Origin of the sequence: Streptomyces sp. NPDC090021 (genome assembly GCF_044748225.1) — a bacterium.
GTDB lineage: Bacteria > Actinomycetota > Actinomycetes > Streptomycetales > Streptomycetaceae > Streptomyces.
In genome coordinates, this window is record NZ_JBIVFO010000003.1 from 21,440 (window position 1) to 37,846 (window position 16,407).

Genomic DNA, 16,407 nt, shown 5'->3' on the forward strand with positions numbered 1-16,407 from the left:
CCATGCCGGAGCTGCCCGAGGTCGAGGCCCTGCGCGAGTACCTCGACGAGCACCTCGCCGGGCGGGTGGTCGAGCGCGTCGTCCCGCTCGCGGTGAGCGTGCTCAAGACCTACGATCCGCCGCTCACCGCCCTGGAAGGCCGGCCGGCCGGGGCGGTGGCCCGCCACGGGAAGTTCCTCGACCTGCGGATCGGCGAGCTCCACCTCGTCACCCACCTGGCCCGGGCCGGCTGGCTGCGCTGGCAGGACTCCCTGCCCGCGCAGCCGCCGCGGCCCGGAAAGGGGCCGCTGGCCCTGCGCGTCGCCCTCGACGGCGGCGGCGGCTTCGACCTCACCGAGGCCGGGACCCGCAAGCGGCTCGCCGTGTACGTGGTCCGCGACCCGCAGGAGGTCCCCGGCATCGCCCGCCTCGGCCCCGATCCGCTCGCCGACGGCTTCGACCGGGACGCCTTCGCCGCACTGCTCGCGGGGGAGCGGCGTCAGATCAAGGGCGTCCTGCGGGACCAGAACGTGATCGCGGGGATCGGCAACGCCTACAGCGACGAGATCCTGCACGCCGCCCGCGTGTCGCCGTTCAAGCTCGCCTCCTCCTTCGACGAGGAGCAGATCACGCAGCTGTACGCCGCGGTCCGGGACACCCTGCGCGAAGCGGTCGGCCGTGCGCACGGCGTCGCCGCGGGGAAGCTCAAGGCCGAGAAGAAGAGCGGCCTGCGCGTGCACGGCCGGGCCGGCGGGCCGTGCCCGGTGTGCGGGGACACGATCCGCTCGGTGTCCTTCGCCGACTCCTCGCTGGAGTACTGCCCCACCTGCCAGACCGGCGGGAAACCGCTCGCCGACCGGCGGCTTTCGCGCCTCCTCAAACAGCGGGGCGCTGCGTAGACTCCGGCACCATGCCCGAGGAGCTGCCGCCGCCCCGGCGCGAGGTCGTCACCGGGGTGCCCCGGGGCGCCCGCCGCCGCCCGCCCGCCCACACCCCGGCCCGCTCGGAGATCTCCGAGCAGACCAGCCTCGGGGCCACCTACGTACGGGCCCTGATGCGCAGCCAGCTGCGCGCGGGCCTGGGGGCGCTGGCCGCGCTGGCCTGCCTGGTCGGGGCACTGCCGCTGGTGTTCGCGCTGCCCCGGGCCAGGTCGGGGCCGCTCGTCTGGCTGGTGCTGGGGCTGCTGGTGTATCCGGTGATGTGGCTGATCGCCCGGTGGTACGTATGCCGGGCGGAGCGCAACGAGGCCGATTTCACGGGCCTGGTCATGGATCCGGCCGACCGGTCCAGCTAGCGGCTGCGCCGCCGGTCAGAACACGCGCGGCTGCGCCGCCGGTCAGAACAGGTGCATCGCCAGATGGCCCAGGGGCAGCCCGAGCTGCCAGGCCGGGGTCCACACGCGCGCGTCCTCGTCCAGTCCCGGCGGGGTGTCGGTGTGGCCGTGCCGCCCGGGGTCGAGATTGGTCGCGAACAGTTCGGTGCCGTCCAGCCAGCGCCACGCCACCCGGGCCAGTTCCAGGTCGGGGTCCTCGCCGCAACCGCTCTCCCGGGCCGCCTCGCCCAGGTCGAGGAAGCGGGTGTGCACCCAGTCGCGCCAGGGGTGGCCGTAGGCCGTCAGCGACAGCCACTCGTCGAGCTGCGAGACCACGCGGATCCCGGAGAGCTCGCCGGCCGCGTCGGAGAGGTAGATGGTCAGGGCGAGCGTGTCCCGTCCGGCCCGGAACTCCAGCGTGCTGACCGGGATCAGCCGGCCCGTGCGCAGCAGTTCGTCGGCGATGTACTCGGCGTAGAGCCAGGCCATGGGCACCGCGAGCCCACCGTCACTGGTGCCGTTCGTACCCTCGGGCTGCACCGTCCCACCTTCTCCCGCGCGTCGAGCGTCCCGTCGTCAGCCCCGAGCCTTCACCGAGCGGCTGACGGCGCGGGGGATGTTTACTCAACTTGGACGGTCTTATGTCGAATTCGATGCGCTTTTTGTCCGGTCCGCATCCCTTCACGCCGTTCCGGGATCCGTTCGCGGGTGGGCGGTGGTGTCAGGCGCCGAGGCCGTAGCCGTAGCCCTGGAGGCCCTTCCGCAGGGCGCGCAGGGCGTAGTACGTCCGGGACTTGACGGTTCCGGCCGGGATGCCGAGCTCGGCTGCGGCCTCCGCCACCGACCGGTCGCGGAAGTAGACCTGGAGCAGTACCTCCCGGTGCTCCTGCCCCAGGGATCCCACGGCCCGCCGTACGTCGATCGCGGTGACCGACCCGGCCACCGCGTCCTCGGGTGCGGGTGCCTGCTCCAGCCCCTCGGGGTCCACTTCCAGGGGGCGTGACAGCCGGGCCCGCCGGGCGTCGATCGCGAGCCGCCGGGCCACGGTGAACAGCCAGGGCCGCATGGAGTCGTGGCCGCTGGCCAGGGCCTCCGGGTGCTGCCAGACCCGTACGAGCGTCTCCTGCACGAGGTCCTCCGCGCGCTGGGCGTCGCCGGCGGTGAGGCCGACCAGGAATCCGAACAGGGCCCGGCCGTGGTCGCGCTGGAGTTCGGCCAGCGCCTCGGGATCCGTACGCGGGAGGGTGGGGGAGAGCGGCACGTGTGGCTCCTTCCGGGGTGCGCGGGGGGTCCATGGGGGCTGCCCCGTCCACCCTGACCTGCGCGGAGCCGACCCGGAACCGTCCTGCCCCGGCGTTGCGCCCAAGCAACCGGGTGGTCCGACGGGCGGCCGTGCCGGGCGGTGAACGGTCGAACGGCGCGGCGAACGGCAGGGGCGTGCGGTGTCCGCCGTCGGAGTGGGCTCGTCGGCCGGACACGGTCCGGTCCTTGACTTACCGCGTGCTGTTCTATGGATTTCAGATGATGACATGTCAGATAGTCATACAAATGGGAGCCGATGATGACCACGCGCACCCCGCCCCGGGCGCTCGCCCTGCTCTGCGCCCTCCTGCTGTCCGCGGCGGCGGGATGTTCGGCCGCCGGGGGCACCGCCCCGGCCCGCCTCGGGGAATCCGGCCCGCCGGCTCCCTCCAGCGCCGCGGGTGCGCCCGCCGCCAAGGGCTTCACCCTGGTCGCGAGCGGCGACGTACTGCCGCACACCTCGGTCATCCGGCGCGCGGCGAACGACGCGCAGGACGACGGCTACGACTTCAGGCCGATGTTCTCCGGAGTCAAGGCCATGGTCTCGGGAGCCGACCTGGCCCTCTGCCACATGGAGACGATCTACGGGGAGGACGGCGGCCCCTTCTCCGGCTACCCGGCCTTCACCTCCCCGCCGCAGGTCGCCGACGGCCTGAAGGACGCCGGCTACGACGGCTGCTCCACCGCCTCGAACCACACCCTCGACGACGGCGCCGCCGGGCTGCGCCGCACGCTGGACCGCTTCGACAAGGTCGGCCTGAAGCACGCCGGATCCGCCCGGACGGCGGCCGAGGCGGCCGCGGTGACCACCTACTCGGCGGGCTCCGCCGAGGTGGCGCACCTCGCGTACACCTACGACACCAACGGCTACCCGCTGCCGGAGGGCCAGCCGTGGGCGGTCAACCTGATGAAGCAGGACAGGATCATCGTGGATGCCCGGGCAGCGCGGAAGGCGGGCGCGGACGTGGTGGTGGTGAGCGTCCACTGGGGCACGGAGTGGCAGACGGAACCGGATGAGACGCAGCTCTCGCTCGGCAGGGCGCTGACCGCCTCCCACACCGGGGGCCGGCCCGACATCGACATCATTCTGGGTACGCACGCACACGTTCCCCAGCCCTACGAGAAGGTCAACGGGACCTGGATCGTCTACGGCATGGGCGACCAGGTGGCGGGCGAGATGTTCAACCACAGCGGCGCCCGCGACATGCGCGGCAACTACGGCTCGATCGGCCGTTTCACCTTCGCCCCACCGGCCGGGGCCGGGCAGCGCTGGCAGGTCACCAAGGCCGAGTTCGTGCCGCAGATGATGGACCTGTCCGCAGGCCGGGTCGTCCACCTCCCCGACGCCCTCGCCGAGGACCCGGGCCGTCAGGACTACGAGGCCGCCCGGGACGAGATCACCGAGGCCGTCCTCAGCCGAGGCGCCGCCAAGGACGGCCTGAAGGCCGCCCCGTAGGGACTCGGTTCTCCGTCGGTCCCCGGGCCCGGGGCGGGACCGGTCAGGGGACCACGGTCACCGGCCAGCGGCCCGCCTTGACCAGACGGATCGCCACCGAACCGACGATGCGGTGCCCCGCCTGCTCCGAGGCGCCGACCACCACCGCGTCCGCCATCAGCTCCTGCGCCGCGCTCACCAGGCCGGCGTAGGGGTCGCCGCGGAAGGTGTGGAACTCCCAGCGCACCTCGTAGATGCCCTTGAGCCGCTCCGCCGATGCGCGGATCTCGGCCACCAGCCCCTCCGCGATCTCCCCCGTCGTGTCCGCCACGGGCGCGCCGAGCGCCGCCCCGGCCGGCACCACCGGCTGCACGTACACCAGCGCCAGCAGTGCGTTCTGCCGCCGGGCCAGGCCCGCCGCGTAGGCCGCCGCCCGCAGGGAGGACTCCGAACCGTCCACCCCGGCCAGGATCACCTTCGGGCCGTCGGTACCGCGTTCGAATCCCGTGTTCACGTGCTCCGTCACCCTGCGAGGATAGGCCGTGGCGTGCGCGCGGCCCCCACCCGCTCGGCGCGCGCACCGGCGCACCCCTCCCTACAGTGCGAACCATGAGTGCCACCGCGCAGGAGACGCAACGCACCCGCAGCCGCTTCCTGAACCGGGTGCCCGACGGATTCGGCGCGTTCTTCGGGACGATCGGCCTGCTGTGCGCGCTGCTGTCGCTCTCCCCGACGCTGCGGCGCCTCCTGCGGCACGTCGTGCGCTTCCTCGACCTGATCGTCGTACCGGTCAGCGCGAACCTCGCCTACGCCGTCTTCCTCTTCCTCTTCGCGGCGGCCCTCGGGACCCGCAAGAAGGTCGCCTGGTGGATGGTCATCACCTATCTGGCCCTGCTGGTCGTCGACGACCTGCTGGACATCGCGGTCGGCGACTACTGGATCGGCATCTCCTCCATGGCGCTGGCCGTCGCCGCCCTGGCCGTACTGATCGCCGCCCGCAAGGAGTTCTACGCCGCGTCCCGGCCCGGGGCGCTGTGGCACGCCCTGATCGTCCTCGGCCTCGGCATGCTCGCCGCCGTCCTCCTCGGCTGGGCCCTCGTCGCCCTCTTCCCCGGCTCCCTGCCCCGCGGCCAGTGGCTGGACTGGGCAGCCAAACAGGTCTTTGGCGGCCTCTTCTCGGCCCGGCAGTTCGACGGCCGCCCGCCCCGGCCGCTGTACTTCCTCCTCGGCCTCTTCGGCGCCGTCGCCCTGCTCAACGCGGCCGCCACCCTCTTCCGTTCCCAGCGGCTGACCGCGGCCCTGCACGGCGACGAGGAACCCAGGATCAGGGCCCTCCTCGGCGCCTACGGGCGGTCCGACTCGCTCGGCTACTTCGCCACCCGGCGCGACAAGGCCGTCGTCTTCGCCCCCAACGGCCGGGCCGGCGTGACCTATCGTGTCGAAGCCGGCGTCTGCCTCGCCAGCGGCGACCCGGTGGGCGACCCCGCCGCCTGGTCCGCAGCCATCGACGCCTGGCTGTCCGTGGCCGGCCGCTACGGCTGGCAGCCCGCCGTGATGGGCGCGTCCGAGGCCGGCGCCACCGCCTTCGCCCGGTCCGGGCTGAGCGCCCTGCAACTGGGCGACGAGGCCATCCTGCACGTCGCCCACTTCGACCTCGACGGCCGGGACATGCGCGTCACCCGCCAGGCCGTCAACCGCGTCGAGCGGGCCGGTGCGACCACCGTCATCCGCCGTCACTCGGCCCTCTCCGAGGACGAGATGCGGACCATCATCGACCGGGCGGACCGCTGGCGGGACACCGAGACCGAACGGGGCTTCTCCATGGCCCTGGACCGGCTCGGAGATCCCGCCGACGGGGACTGCCTGCTGGTCGAGGCCTTCGACGCCCGGGGCGAGCTGATCGCCCTGCTCTCCTTCGTCCCCTGGGGCAGCGACGGCATCTCCCTCGACCTGATGCGTCGCGACCGCACCGCGCCCAACGGGGTCATGGAGTTCATGGTTGCCGAACTGTGCGCCGCGGCCCCCGGCCTCGGCGTGCGGCGCATCTCCCTCAACTTCGCCGTGTTCCGGTCCGCCTTCGAGGAGGGCGGCCGCATCGGCGCCGGCCCCGTTCTGAAGGTGTGGCGCAGACTGCTGCTCTTCTTCTCCCGCTGGTGGCAGCTGGAGGCGCTGTACCGCTCCAACGTCAAGTACGGCCCCGAGTGGTACCCGCGGTTCCTCTGCTACCAGGACGCCGGCTCGCTCGCCCGGGTCAGCCTCGCCTCCGGCATCGCCGAGGGCTTCGTCTCCGTACCCAGCCTGCGCACCCTGTGGGGCAACGCCCACCCCAAGGGCGTCACCGCCCCCGCCACCACCGAGGGCCTGCCCCCCATCGACTCCCTGGGCCTGGAGGCGGTGGGGGAGGAGCTCCCGGGCGTACCCGTCGAGCGGCTGCCCGAACAGGTACGCGTACGCCACGCCAAACTCGACCGCATCCGGGCGTTGGGCACCGACCCCTACCCGGTCGGGATCCGCCCGCGCACCCACACCGTCGCCCAGCTGAAGGCGGCCCACCCGAGCCACCCGCCGGGCGCCCGGACCACCGAGCCCGCAACCCTCACCGGGCGGGTGATGGTCGTGCGCGACCTCGGCGGCGTGGTCTTCGCCGTGCTGCGCGACTGGTCCGGCGACATACAACTGATGCTCACCCGCGACGAGGCCGGCCCCGAGGTGCTCGACTCCTTCACCTCCCAGGTCGACTTCGGCGACCACGTCCTCGTGACCGGCGAGCCCGGCGCCAGCCGCACCGGCGAGCTCTCCCTCGTCGTCCGTTCCTGGCAGCTCACCGGCAAGTGCCTGCGGCCCCTACCCGACAAGCGCAAGGGTCTCGCCGACCCGGAGGCCCGGGTCCGCCGCCGCTACCTCGACCTCGTCGCCAGCCCCGAGGCGCGCGACGTCGTACGGGCCCGCTCCAGCGCCGTCCAGGCGCTGCGCCAGGGGCTGCTCGACCGCGGCTACCTGGAGGTCGAGACCCCGATGCTCCAGCAGATCCACGGCGGCGCCAACGCCCGGCCCTTCCGCACCCACATCAACGCCTACGACCTCGACCTGTACCTGCGCATCGCGCCCGAGCTGTACCTCAAACGGCTCTGCGTCGGCGGCATGGAGAAGGTCTTCGAGATGGGCCGCACCTTCCGCAACGAGGGCGTCTCCTACAAGCACAACCCCGAGTTCACGATGCTGGAGGCCTACCAGGCCTTCGCCGACTACGACGTCATGCTCGACCTCACCCGGGAACTGATCCAGGGAGCCGCCACGGCGGCCTTCGGTTCACCGGTCGCGCACAAGGCGGGCCCCGACGGCAAGCTCGTCGTCCACGACATCTCCGGAACCTGGCCGGTCAAGACCATGTACGGGGCCATCGGCGAGGCCCTCGGCGAGGAGGTCGACGCCGACACCGAGGAGGGCGTGCTGCGCAGGCTGTGCGACCGGGCCAAGGTCCCCCACGGACCGCAGGACACCCGCGGCGACGTGGTCCTGGAGATGTACGAACGGCTGGTGGAGGAGCGGACGAAACTCCCCACCTTCTACAAGGACTTCCCGACCGACGTCTCCCCGCTCACCCGCCAGCACCGCCGGGACCCGCGGCTGGCCGAGCGCTGGGACCTCGTCGCCTTCGGAACCGAACTGGGCACCGCCTACTCGGAACTGACCGATCCCGTGGAACAGCGGCGCAGGCTCACCGCCCAGTCCCTGCTCGCGGCCGGGGGCGACCCCGAGGCCATGGAACTCGACAACGACTTCCTGGACGCCCTCGAATACGCGATGCCGCCGACCGGCGGCCTCGGCATCGGTGTGGACCGCCTCGTCATGTTCCTGACGGGTCTGACGATCCGCGAGACCCTCCCCTTCCCCCTGGTGCGGCGCGGCTGACCGGCCGCGGGGGCTGGTCCGCACGGGTGAGCGGGGCGGGGCGCGTCCGCGCCTCCCGACATCTGCGGGGATGTCGTTGATACGTAGTAATAATGAAAAAAGACGAGCCGACAGTAGGGCGACGCGTGCTCCTGCGCACCGCCGTCCTCCTCGGAGTCGCGGCCGCCGGACTGATCACCACCCGCAACGGCATCGAGGGCGGTACGCCCGCGACACCGGGCGCACCGGGACCCGCGTCCGGGCCCGGCCCGAACCCCGCGGCCGGAGCGCCCGGCGCGCTTCCCGGGGCCCTGCCCGAGAAGGCCTACCGGCTGCGCCCCATGACGGCGGACGCCCCCGCCCGGCCGGCCGCGGTGAAACCGGCCGTACGCAGCCGGCCCATCCTGGAACTCCCGGCCGACGCACACACCGACAGCTCCATGGTCCTCACCTTCGACGACGGGCCCGACCCCCGATACACCCCGGCCATCCTCGACACGCTCGCCCGCTACGGCGTGCGCGCCATGTTCTTCGTCTGCGGGGAGATGGCCGCGGAGAACCGGGACCTGCTGCGCCGCATGGCCGACGAGGGGCACGTCATCGGCAACCACACCTGGACCCACCCGCACATCCCCAAGCTGAGCCGGCCGGCCCTCGCCGCCGAGATCGGCCGCACGAGCGAGGTCGTCCAACGGGCCGTGGGCGAGGCGCCCCAGTGGTTCCGGGCGCCCTACGGGGAGTGGAACCGGGCCGCCTTCGAGATCGGGGCCGAGCTGGGCATGGAGCCGCTCGCCTGGACCGTGGACAGCCTGGACTGGGAGGAGCCCGGCGTGACCACCATCGTCTCCCGGGTCCTGCGCGGCGCCGGGCCCCGCGCGATCGTGCTCTCGCACGACGCGGGCGGCAACCGGTCGCAGAGCGTCCAGGCCATCGCCTCCTATCTGCCCCACCTGCTCGCACGGGGCTACCGGATGACGCTGCCGACCCTGTCCGCCGTGGCGTCGCACTGACGACGGGGCGGGGCCGGGACTTCCCCCGGCCCCCCGTTCAGCGGGCCTCCACCATCCGGGCGAAGACGACCACGTTGCCGTCGTACCCGCGCGCCTTGGAGTATCCGCCGCCGCAGGTGATCACCCGGAGCTCCGCGTGCCCGGTGTCCCCGTACACACGGGCTCCGGGGAAGGCCTCCTTGGAGAACACCTCCACGCCGTACACCTCGAACACCGCCGTGCGCCCGTCGTACCGCTCCACCTCGACCCGGTTGCCCGGCTTGACCGAGCCCAGGCCGTAGAAGACCGCCGGGCCCTGCGCGTTGTCCACGTGGCCGACGATCACCGCCGAACCCCGCTGCCCCGGCGAGATGCCGTTGAGGTACCAGCCCGCGAGGTTGCGGTCCTGCGGCGGCGGCGCGTCGATCCAGCCCTCCGCGTCCAGCCCGACCGTCATCACCGGCGCGTCCACGTTGATCGTGGGGATCCGGATGCGCTGCACGGACGAGTGCTCCAGCAGCTCCATGCCCGCGGGCGGCGTCGGCGGATTCGCCGGCAACTGGTCGGCCGTCACCGCGACGGCCGAGGCCGCGGTGGGCTGGGGCGGTCCGTCGTCGACGTTCACGCCGTTGCGCACCATGGCGAGGCCGGTGAGCATGACCAGGGCGATTACGCCCCACGGTGAGCGTTTGCGCGAGTGCCCTGTCTCGTCCTCGCCCATCGTTCTCCCTTCCCGACGCGGGGGTCCCGACCCGCGTTCCCGTCCCACCCCTGTACGCCCTGCTTCACGCACGCTAAGGCCGGGGCGGCAGGTCGGCGAGAGGGGAGGGGCGAACGGGTGGCCGCGGCCGCGGCGGGGGCCGCAGCAGCCGGAAGGGATGCGCCCATCCAGGTAATCGTCACATAAATGCCTGACGGGTCGTGACCTGCGGATCCACGGGCCCGGACGTCCGCGGTTCGGCGTGTCGCTCAACCGGGCGGCCCAAAGCCGGACATGCGCGGATTGCGGGACGACCGGAGGGTTCGACGTGGGAGGCGTTCTCGTCGATCATCCGGGGCCGACGCTCCGGGGCGCTTCCCGCTGGAGGTTCCACCATGCGTGTCTTGCGCGCTCTTACCGTGACGGCGGCAGCCTGCGCCGCCCTCGGCCTCAGTGCCCCGCTCGCCTCCGCGAACCAGGACCCCGGGGGCCGGGGTGGGAATGGGGGCGGGAACGGCCCCAGCAACATCTCGGTGAACCCGTACGCCGTGCACCAGGGCTCCACGATGCAGGTGAGCGCGGCGGGCTGCGGTCACGGCGGTACCGTCACCTCGCACGGAAGCTTTCCGCCGGCGAACCTGTCCGCCGGATCGATCGGGTTCGCGACCGTGCGGATCTTCAACCACGCCTCGCCGGGCACCCGCACGCTGTCGGTCAAGTGCAACGACAGCAACCTCATCGCCACGGCCCGCTTCCGGATCCTTGAGGGCAACCCCTCTCAGGGCGGCATCGGAGGGTCCCTCGGCCCGTCCACCGCCGAGACGGCCATCGGCGCGGGCCTGGTCGGCGCCTCCGCCCTGGGTGCGGGTGCCCACGTGCTGCGCCGTCGCCGTCCGCTCCGCGGCCGGAGCTGACCGGAAGGCCCTCCCGGTCGGACACCGCCCGCTGTGCCGGTCGCCCCGCGTCCTCCCCCGAGGATCCGGGGCGACCGGCGGTGGAGGGGGGAGACGCGGGGGAGGGGGAGACACGGGGGAGGCGGAGACGCGGGGGATTCAATGACCGCGGCCGGTGGCCCTGCGGCGCAGGGCGTACGCCGTGCCGCCCGCGGCGGCGAGGAAGAGGCCGGCGCCGACGCCGAGTTCCACCGGGTTCATCCCGGCCACGCTGCCGCCGAGGCCGCCGCGGACACCGCGGGCGGAGGTGGTGGTGAGGGGGGCCACGGCGGGGTTCGTCGCCCGGTTCGTGGCGGTGGCCGTCCTCGTGGAGCTCGTCGTGGGCGTGGTGGTGCCGCCGGCGATCGTCAGATCGGCCGAGCCGGTCTCCCCGTTGCAGGTGAAGGAGACGGAGTACAGGGCACCGGGCCGGGCGTCCCGGTCCACGGTGGCCCTCACGCTCTGGCCGCGCGCGATGCTCACGGTGTCGAACACACCGGAGGAGGCCGTGGAATAGGCGGCGTTGCAGCCGCTGACCGCGAGCACCACCTGGCCGCCGGGGGCGACGGTCGAGGGGGTGATGGTGAAACCGAACGAAGTGACCCGCCGGGCCTGTCCGTCCGCGGGCTTCTCGGCCCGGGGCACGGCCCGGGTGTCGGTCCGGGCCTCGGCCGCGGACGCGGCGGGCGCGCCGAGGGCTCCGAGCGCGAGCACGGCGGACATGGCACCGACGCTCAGCAGGGCGGTGACGCAGGGACGTATCGCACCCATGGTTGATTCTCCGGATCCCCGAGGAGCAGCCGCGGAACGGTTTCCGCACGTGGGGGGTCGTGCGCCTCGATGTCCGCCACGCTAGGCGCGGGTGCCGGGGCCCGCGATCAGGAACGGGCGAATGGGGCATGGTCGTAGGCCGAACCGGGGACGGGAGGCCCGTCCCCGGTTTGCCCGGCGGCGTCAGCCGCCGAGGTCCAGGTGGGAGAACTGCTTCAGGAACGGTTCGGCGGTGGCCGAGATGCCCCGCCCGAACGGTGAGTCGAAGTCCCAGATCAGGAACAGCAGGAAGGCGATCAGCGCGCTGAACAGCCCGGCCAGCAGCATCTCCCGGAACGAGCGCCGGATCTGCAGGGTGAAGATCAGCCCCACCGTGATCAGCGCGCCGGTGATCAGCCCGAACCAGACCACGCCCGGCATGGTGGCCCCCGCGCTCGCGCCGCGTGCGCTGCGGGCGTCGTCGGCCACCGCCACCTGGTCGACGAGGGGCTGGTAGGCCTGGCCCTCGTGGTCGGTCTGCGGCTCGTAGTCGGTGACGTCCCGGCGGATACGTTCCAGCAGCTGCCCGCCGCGGTCCGTGAGTTCGCCGTCGTCCGCCATCACCTTCCACTCCGTGTCCACCACGAAGGTCACGTACGCGTCGACGTCGGCCCGGATCCTCGTGCGGACCTCGGCCGGGTAGACCTGCGAGCGGACGCTGATCTCGTGCAGGGCCTGTGCTTCCTGGCGTACGTATTCCTGGGCGGCTCCGCGCCCCTCCCAGACGCCCGCGATCGCCAGGCCCAGCACGATCGCGTAGATCACCCCGATCATCATCGTCATGTACTCGATGACGTCCGGGGTCTCGTTCGGATCGTCGTCCTCGCCGATCCTGCGGTGATTTAAGAAGGCGATGGACAGCACCACGGCACAGGCCGCGGCCATCGCGAGGGACAGGACGAGCCATTCCGACAAGATGACTCCAGATCGTTCGACGTCGGGCGGTCTACCGCGGGCGCAGCGCGACGATCGCGAGCACCGCGGGAGCCGCGGTCAGCAGGGTGAAGGTGACCGGCGAGATGTGGTGCTCGGCCGGCTTGCGGGTCGCCGCGGCGTACGCCGGGCGGGCCACCGGTTTCGGTGGGGGCGCGGCCACCGTGGGGGGCGGCTGCGGAGGTGCGGGTGCCTGGGCCGCCCGGGGCGGGGCGGGCTTCGGCTTCGGCGGGGCCGGTGCGGGCAGGACGGGCTTCGGTACGGGTCGGGGCGCGGCCCTGGGCGGCGCGGGCGCGGGCTTCGGGGGCGGCGGCGGTGGGGTCGGCACCGGGCTCGGCGTGGGCTTCGGCGTGGGCTTGGGGGGCGGCGGAGTGGGCTTCGGCTCGGGCGGCGGGGTGGGCTTCGGGGGCGGCTTCGGCGGACACGGCGGGGGTGGCGGCGGTGGGCAGTGGGGGCGGCCGTGATGCCCCCCGCCACGGCCGTCACCACGGTGTCTTGCGTGGTCGGAGCGGTGGTCGTCACCGTGATGTCCACCACCCCGGCCGCGTCCGCGGCCGTCGCCGGAGGCCGCCGCGACCACGGCGGTGGCACTCGCGCCGTCGCCGGGGTCGGTCGTCGCGTAGGCGCTGCTATCAGCCACGGCCGGCGTGGCGGACAGGGCCGCCCACAGCAGGACCGGGACCGCCAGCAGGCGCCTGGCACAGGCTCTGTTCACCCGGGGAGCATGGAGCCGCGCGCCCCCGCGCACGCGAGGCTCGGCCCCGGTTCGCCTGAACGGGTGGAGTACCGACCGGATAGGTTTGAGCCAGCCGCGGAGCGGTTGCGGCGGAGTCCGATCACCCTCCGGTCAATTCTCAAAAGGGATTTGTCGGTACCGGTCTTTTGCTCCGCGGGGGCCGCCGGGTGCCTTTGGTGTGTGACGAAGAACGGATCGCCAATTTCCGCTTTTGCTCGCCCTGTTGGTCAATGATCAGTACATTCGGCTCGGACAGGAGTCCGACCCCGCGCGGACCGCCGCAGGAACAACGCTTGGAGATCCCGATGGAGCGCCCCGCCTGGGCCCCGCCAGGCATCGACATATCGGTGCCGAGCGTGTCCCGCATCTACGATTACTACCTCGGCGGGTCCCACAATTTCGAGGTCGACCGCCAGGCGGCCCGACGTGCCATGGAATTCATGCCGGGCCTGCCCAAGATCATGCAGGCCAACCGGGCGTTCATGCGCCGCGCCGTGCGGCACGCCGTCGCCGAGGGCGTCACGCAGTTCCTCGACATCGGCTCCGGCATCCCCACCTTCGGCAACGTCCACGAGATCGCCCGGGCCGCCAGCCCCGCTGCCCGCGTCGTCTACGTGGACCACGATCCGGTGGCCGTGGCGCACAGCCATGCCGTCCTCGTGGACGACGAGCACACCGGCGTCGTGGCCGCGGACCTCCGCAAGCCCAGGGAGATCCTGGCCGCCCCCGAGGTCGGGCGGCTCCTCGACCTCGACCGCCCGGTCGCCCTGCTGCTCGTCGCGGTCCTGCACTTCCTTGAGGACACCGACCGCCCGTACGAGGCCGTGGCCGAACTGCGCGACGCGCTGGCCCCCGGCAGCCTGCTGATCCTCACGCACGCCTCCTACGAGGGCATCCCGCTCACGCAGGAGGTCGCGGGCGGTGCCGTCGGCGTCTACCGGGACATCCGCAACCCCCTGGTCATGCGGACCGGGGAACAGATCAGCGGCTTCTTCGAAGGGTTCGAGATGGTGGAGCCCGGGCTGGTCTCCATGCCCGACTGGCGCCCGGACCGCGCCGAGGACGGGGAGGACGGCGAGGCTCCGGAGGATCCCTACGCGTTCTCGGGCTACGCAGGTGTGGGACGCAAGGCGTGAGACTCCCGGCACAGACGGCGGGCGCGCCGAACACCGTCGCGGCGCCCGCAGCCGCGTCCGCACCGCAGACGCAGCCCGCGGCGGGGCCCAACGGCGGCATCGAGGACCGGATCTCCCGCTTCGCGACGATCTGGGGCCGGGCGATCTTCCCCGTCACCGCGACCTCGCTCACCCGGCCCGAGTTCGAACGGCACCTGGTGCCGCTCACCCGGACGCTCACCGAGGCGCTGCACGCCAGGCCCTTCGACGCCACCGTCGCCCAGCGGGTGGGTGCGGAACTGGTCGCCGTGCACTGCACCGACCCCGAGGCCCTCGCCGGAACCCTCGGCGTGATCGAGTCCTACCTGGTCCTCTACTGCGGACCGGACGGACTCGAGGCCTCCGGCGTGGAGGCCACCGCCGAATACCACTCGCGCTGTGCCCGGCTCCAGCACGCGATCGCCGCCGGATACGCCCGGGCACTGCGCGAGCGCACCCTCAGCGAGCAGGAGGCCATCGCGCGTTCCGCGCTGACCGCCCGCACCGACGCCCAGCAGGCCCTGCACGCCAGCGAGGAACGCTTCCGGGCGGTCTTCGAGGGCGCCGCCGTCGGCATCGGCATCGCCGACCTCGACGGGAACGTCCTGGAGGTCAACGACACGCTGCTGCAGATGTTCGGCGGGCTGGAGGGGCACGTCCGCAGCCGCAACATCAGCGAGTGGGGCCACCCCGACGACACCCCCCACGTGTGGCGGATGTACGGCGAGCTGGTGCGCGGCGAGCGCGAGAGCTACCGCGTGGAGAAGCCGTACTACCGCCACGACGGGACCGTGCTGTGGACCAACCTCACGGTGTCGCTGCTGCGCGACGCCGACGGCAAGCCGCAGTACCAGCTGGCGCTGATGGAGGACACCACCGAACGCCGGCTGCTGAACCTGCGCCTGCGCTACGAGGCCACCCACGACGCCCTCACCGGACTGCCCAACCGGACGCTGTTCTTCGAGCGCCTGGAGAAGGCCCTCAGCGGGTCCGGGGGCGACCGCTACGGCCTGTGCTACCTGGACCTCGACGGCTTCAAGGCGGTCAACGACAGCCTCGGGCACTCGGCGGGGGACCGGCTCCTGGTGGAGGTCGCCGACCGGCTGCAGAGCTGCGCGACCGGCCCCGGCGAGGTCGTCGCCCGGCTCGGCGGCGACGAGTTCGTCGCGCTGACCACCGGCCCCGACACCGAGCAGCAGGTCACCGACCTCGCGGTCCGCATCCTGACGGCCCTGTCGACGCCGATCCGGCTGGAGGGCCGGGAGCTGTCGGTCCGGGGCAGCATCGGCATCGTCGAGGGCCGGGCCAAGGAGCGCACCCCGGCCGAGGTGCTGCGCAGCGCCGACATCACGATGTACCGGGCCAAGGCGGCGGGCGGCAACCGCTTCGAGTTCGCCGACGCCGAGGCCGACGCCCGCGCGATCACCCGGCACGGCCTGACCAACGCCCTGCCGGCGGCCCTGGAGCGCGGCGAGTTCTTCATCGAATACCAGCCGCTGGTCCACATGCGCGACGGCACCGTGCACGGTGCCGAGGCACTGGTGCGCTGGTCCCACCCGCAGTACGGGGTGCTCGGCCCCGACCGCTTCATCCCGCTCGCCGAACGGACCGGGCTGATCGTCCCCCTCGGCCGGTGGGTCCTTGAGGAGGCCGTCCGTCAGGCCCGCGTCTGGCAGCGCGAGCACGGGGGCGCGGCCCTGCGGATCAACGTCAACCTCTCGCCGACCCAGCTGCACCACCCGGGCCTGGTCGCCGACACCGTGGCGGTGCTGGAGAAGTCCGGCCTCGCCCCGGGCGCGCTGTGCCTGGAAGTCACCGAATCGGCCCTGATAGGCGCGGACGACGAACTGCTGGAGCCGCTGCGCCGCCTGGCCGAACTCGGCGTGGACATCGCCCTCGACGATTTCGGCACCGGCTACTCCAACCTGGCCAATCTGCGGCGCCTGCCGGTCAGCGTGCTCAAGCTCGACCGCTCCTTCACCCGGGGGATGCAGCAGCAGCCGGCGGACCCGGTCGACGTGAAGATCGTGGAGGGGATCGTCGCGCTGGCCCACAGCCTCGAACTCGCCGTCACCGTCGAGGGCGTGGAGACCGGGGCACAGGCCGCCCAGCTGCGCGCGCTCGGCTGCGACACCGCCCAGGGCTGGTACTACGCCCGCCCCGGGGCCCCGGACCGCATCCACGCCCTGTCCCTCTCGGATGCGGTGCCCACACCTTCCTGACGCTGTCCGGGC

15 protein-coding genes are annotated in these 16,407 nt (G+C 72.8%); 8 read left to right on the forward strand and 7 right to left on the reverse strand.

Going from position 1 to position 16,407, the window contains the following annotated elements; all coding sequences use genetic code 11:
* The first annotated feature begins 2 nt into the window (after positions 1 to 2).
* Together ACIPXC_RS02475 and ACIPXC_RS02480 are read left to right on the forward strand one after the other, a co-directional pair.
* Complete coding sequence (locus tag ACIPXC_RS02475; protein WP_401612653.1) at positions 3 to 878, forward strand: Fpg/Nei family DNA glycosylase; 876 nt, start codon at positions 3 to 5, stop codon at positions 876 to 878.
* Between the two features lie 11 nt (positions 879 to 889).
* Positions 890 to 1,273: a hypothetical protein gene (locus ACIPXC_RS02480; protein WP_401612656.1), complete on the forward strand. Its 384-nt coding sequence runs from the start codon at positions 890 to 892 to the stop codon at positions 1,271 to 1,273.
* A 42-nt stretch (positions 1,274 to 1,315) separates the two neighbouring features.
* Here ACIPXC_RS02480 and ACIPXC_RS02485 read toward each other — a convergent pair whose 3' ends face one another.
* Both ACIPXC_RS02485 and ACIPXC_RS02490 read right to left on the reverse strand, forming a co-directional pair.
* Positions 1,316 to 1,780, reverse strand: a complete 465-nt coding sequence (locus ACIPXC_RS02485; RefSeq protein ID WP_401613107.1) for a hypothetical protein — start codon at positions 1,778 to 1,780, stop codon at positions 1,316 to 1,318.
* A gap of 232 nt (positions 1,781 to 2,012) precedes the next feature.
* Positions 2,013 to 2,552: a sigma-70 family RNA polymerase sigma factor gene (locus tag ACIPXC_RS02490; RefSeq protein ID WP_030957433.1), complete on the reverse strand. Its 540-nt coding sequence runs from the start codon at positions 2,550 to 2,552 to the stop codon at positions 2,013 to 2,015.
* Positions 2,553 to 2,852: 300 nt separating this feature from the next.
* Here ACIPXC_RS02490 and ACIPXC_RS02495 point away from each other — a divergent pair, with 300 nt between their 5' ends.
* On the forward strand, positions 2,853 to 4,049 hold the full coding sequence (locus tag ACIPXC_RS02495) for a CapA family protein (RefSeq protein WP_401612659.1): 1,197 nt from the start codon (positions 2,853 to 2,855) through the stop codon (positions 4,047 to 4,049).
* 43 nt (positions 4,050 to 4,092) lie between these two features.
* Here ACIPXC_RS02495 and ACIPXC_RS02500 read toward each other — a convergent pair whose 3' ends face one another.
* On the reverse strand, positions 4,093 to 4,554 hold the full coding sequence (locus ACIPXC_RS02500) for a universal stress protein (protein WP_031147185.1): 462 nt from the start codon (positions 4,552 to 4,554) through the stop codon (positions 4,093 to 4,095).
* An 83-nt stretch (positions 4,555 to 4,637) separates the two neighbouring features.
* On the opposite strand from ACIPXC_RS02500, the gene lysX reads away from it, so the two are divergent.
* The gene (gene lysX, locus ACIPXC_RS02505; RefSeq protein WP_401612662.1) at positions 4,638 to 7,940 is read left to right on the forward strand and encodes a bifunctional lysylphosphatidylglycerol synthetase/lysine--tRNA ligase LysX; all 3,303 of its coding nucleotides are present in this window, start codon (positions 4,638 to 4,640) and stop codon (positions 7,938 to 7,940) included.
* A gap of 92 nt (positions 7,941 to 8,032) precedes the next feature.
* Complete coding sequence (locus tag ACIPXC_RS02510) at positions 8,033 to 8,929, forward strand: polysaccharide deacetylase family protein (RefSeq protein ID WP_401612665.1); 897 nt, start codon at positions 8,033 to 8,035, stop codon at positions 8,927 to 8,929.
* 37 nt (positions 8,930 to 8,966) lie between these two features.
* Here ACIPXC_RS02510 and ACIPXC_RS02515 read toward each other — a convergent pair whose 3' ends face one another.
* A complete protein-coding gene (locus tag ACIPXC_RS02515) occupies positions 8,967 to 9,629 on the reverse strand; it encodes a class F sortase (RefSeq protein ID WP_401612667.1) in 663 nt (220 codons plus the stop codon).
* A gap of 374 nt (positions 9,630 to 10,003) precedes the next feature.
* On the opposite strand from ACIPXC_RS02515, the gene ACIPXC_RS02520 reads away from it, so the two are divergent.
* On the forward strand, positions 10,004 to 10,522 hold the full coding sequence (locus tag ACIPXC_RS02520; protein ID WP_401612670.1) for a hypothetical protein: 519 nt from the start codon (positions 10,004 to 10,006) through the stop codon (positions 10,520 to 10,522).
* A gap of 138 nt (positions 10,523 to 10,660) precedes the next feature.
* Here the strand turns inward: ACIPXC_RS02520 and ACIPXC_RS02525 are convergent, their stop codons facing one another.
* The 3 genes from ACIPXC_RS02525 to ACIPXC_RS02535 form a co-directional block, all read right to left on the reverse strand.
* Entirely contained in the window at positions 10,661 to 11,311 is a 651-nt protein-coding gene (locus ACIPXC_RS02525) for a hypothetical protein (protein ID WP_401612672.1), read from the reverse strand.
* A 183-nt stretch (positions 11,312 to 11,494) separates the two neighbouring features.
* Positions 11,495 to 12,265: a hypothetical protein gene (locus ACIPXC_RS02530; protein WP_401612674.1), complete on the reverse strand. Its 771-nt coding sequence runs from the start codon at positions 12,263 to 12,265 to the stop codon at positions 11,495 to 11,497.
* 31 nt (positions 12,266 to 12,296) lie between these two features.
* On the reverse strand, positions 12,297 to 12,611 hold the full coding sequence (locus tag ACIPXC_RS02535) for a hypothetical protein (protein ID WP_401612676.1): 315 nt from the start codon (positions 12,609 to 12,611) through the stop codon (positions 12,297 to 12,299).
* Positions 12,612 to 13,324: 713 nt separating this feature from the next.
* Between ACIPXC_RS02535 and ACIPXC_RS02540 the strand changes: the two genes are divergently transcribed.
* Positions 13,325 to 14,155, forward strand: a complete 831-nt coding sequence (locus tag ACIPXC_RS02540; protein ID WP_401613109.1) for an SAM-dependent methyltransferase — start codon at positions 13,325 to 13,327, stop codon at positions 14,153 to 14,155.
* Between the two features lie 98 nt (positions 14,156 to 14,253).
* Positions 14,254 to 16,395 carry a putative bifunctional diguanylate cyclase/phosphodiesterase gene (locus ACIPXC_RS02545; RefSeq protein WP_401613111.1) on the forward strand — a complete coding sequence of 714 codons (2,142 nt, stop codon included), beginning with the start codon at positions 14,254 to 14,256 and terminating at the stop codon, positions 16,393 to 16,395.
* Positions 16,396 to 16,407 lie beyond the last annotated feature (12 nt).

Excerpts from the sequence above, each read along its gene's own strand:
- ACIPXC_RS02540 (WP_401613109.1), top strand. The coding sequence starts at position 13,325 with ATGGAGCGCCCCGCCTGGGCCCCGCCAGGCATCGACATATCGGTGCCG.
- ACIPXC_RS02485 (WP_401613107.1), bottom strand. The coding sequence starts at position 1,780 with ATGGCCTGGCTCTACGCCGAGTACATCGCCGACGAACTGCTGCGCACG.
- ACIPXC_RS02525 (WP_401612672.1), bottom strand. The coding sequence starts at position 11,311 with ATGGGTGCGATACGTCCCTGCGTCACCGCCCTGCTGAGCGTCGGTGCC.
- lysX (WP_401612662.1), top strand. The coding sequence starts at position 4,638 with ATGAGTGCCACCGCGCAGGAGACGCAACGCACCCGCAGCCGCTTCCTG.
- ACIPXC_RS02515 (WP_401612667.1), bottom strand. The coding sequence starts at position 9,629 with ATGGGCGAGGACGAGACAGGGCACTCGCGCAAACGCTCACCGTGGGGC.
- ACIPXC_RS02475 (WP_401612653.1), top strand. The coding sequence starts at position 3 with ATGCCGGAGCTGCCCGAGGTCGAGGCCCTGCGCGAGTACCTCGACGAG.
- ACIPXC_RS02480 (WP_401612656.1), top strand. The coding sequence starts at position 890 with ATGCCCGAGGAGCTGCCGCCGCCCCGGCGCGAGGTCGTCACCGGGGTG.
- ACIPXC_RS02495 (WP_401612659.1), top strand. The coding sequence starts at position 2,853 with ATGACCACGCGCACCCCGCCCCGGGCGCTCGCCCTGCTCTGCGCCCTC.
- ACIPXC_RS02520 (WP_401612670.1), top strand. The coding sequence starts at position 10,004 with ATGCGTGTCTTGCGCGCTCTTACCGTGACGGCGGCAGCCTGCGCCGCC.
- ACIPXC_RS02510 (WP_401612665.1), top strand. The coding sequence starts at position 8,033 with ATGAAAAAAGACGAGCCGACAGTAGGGCGACGCGTGCTCCTGCGCACC.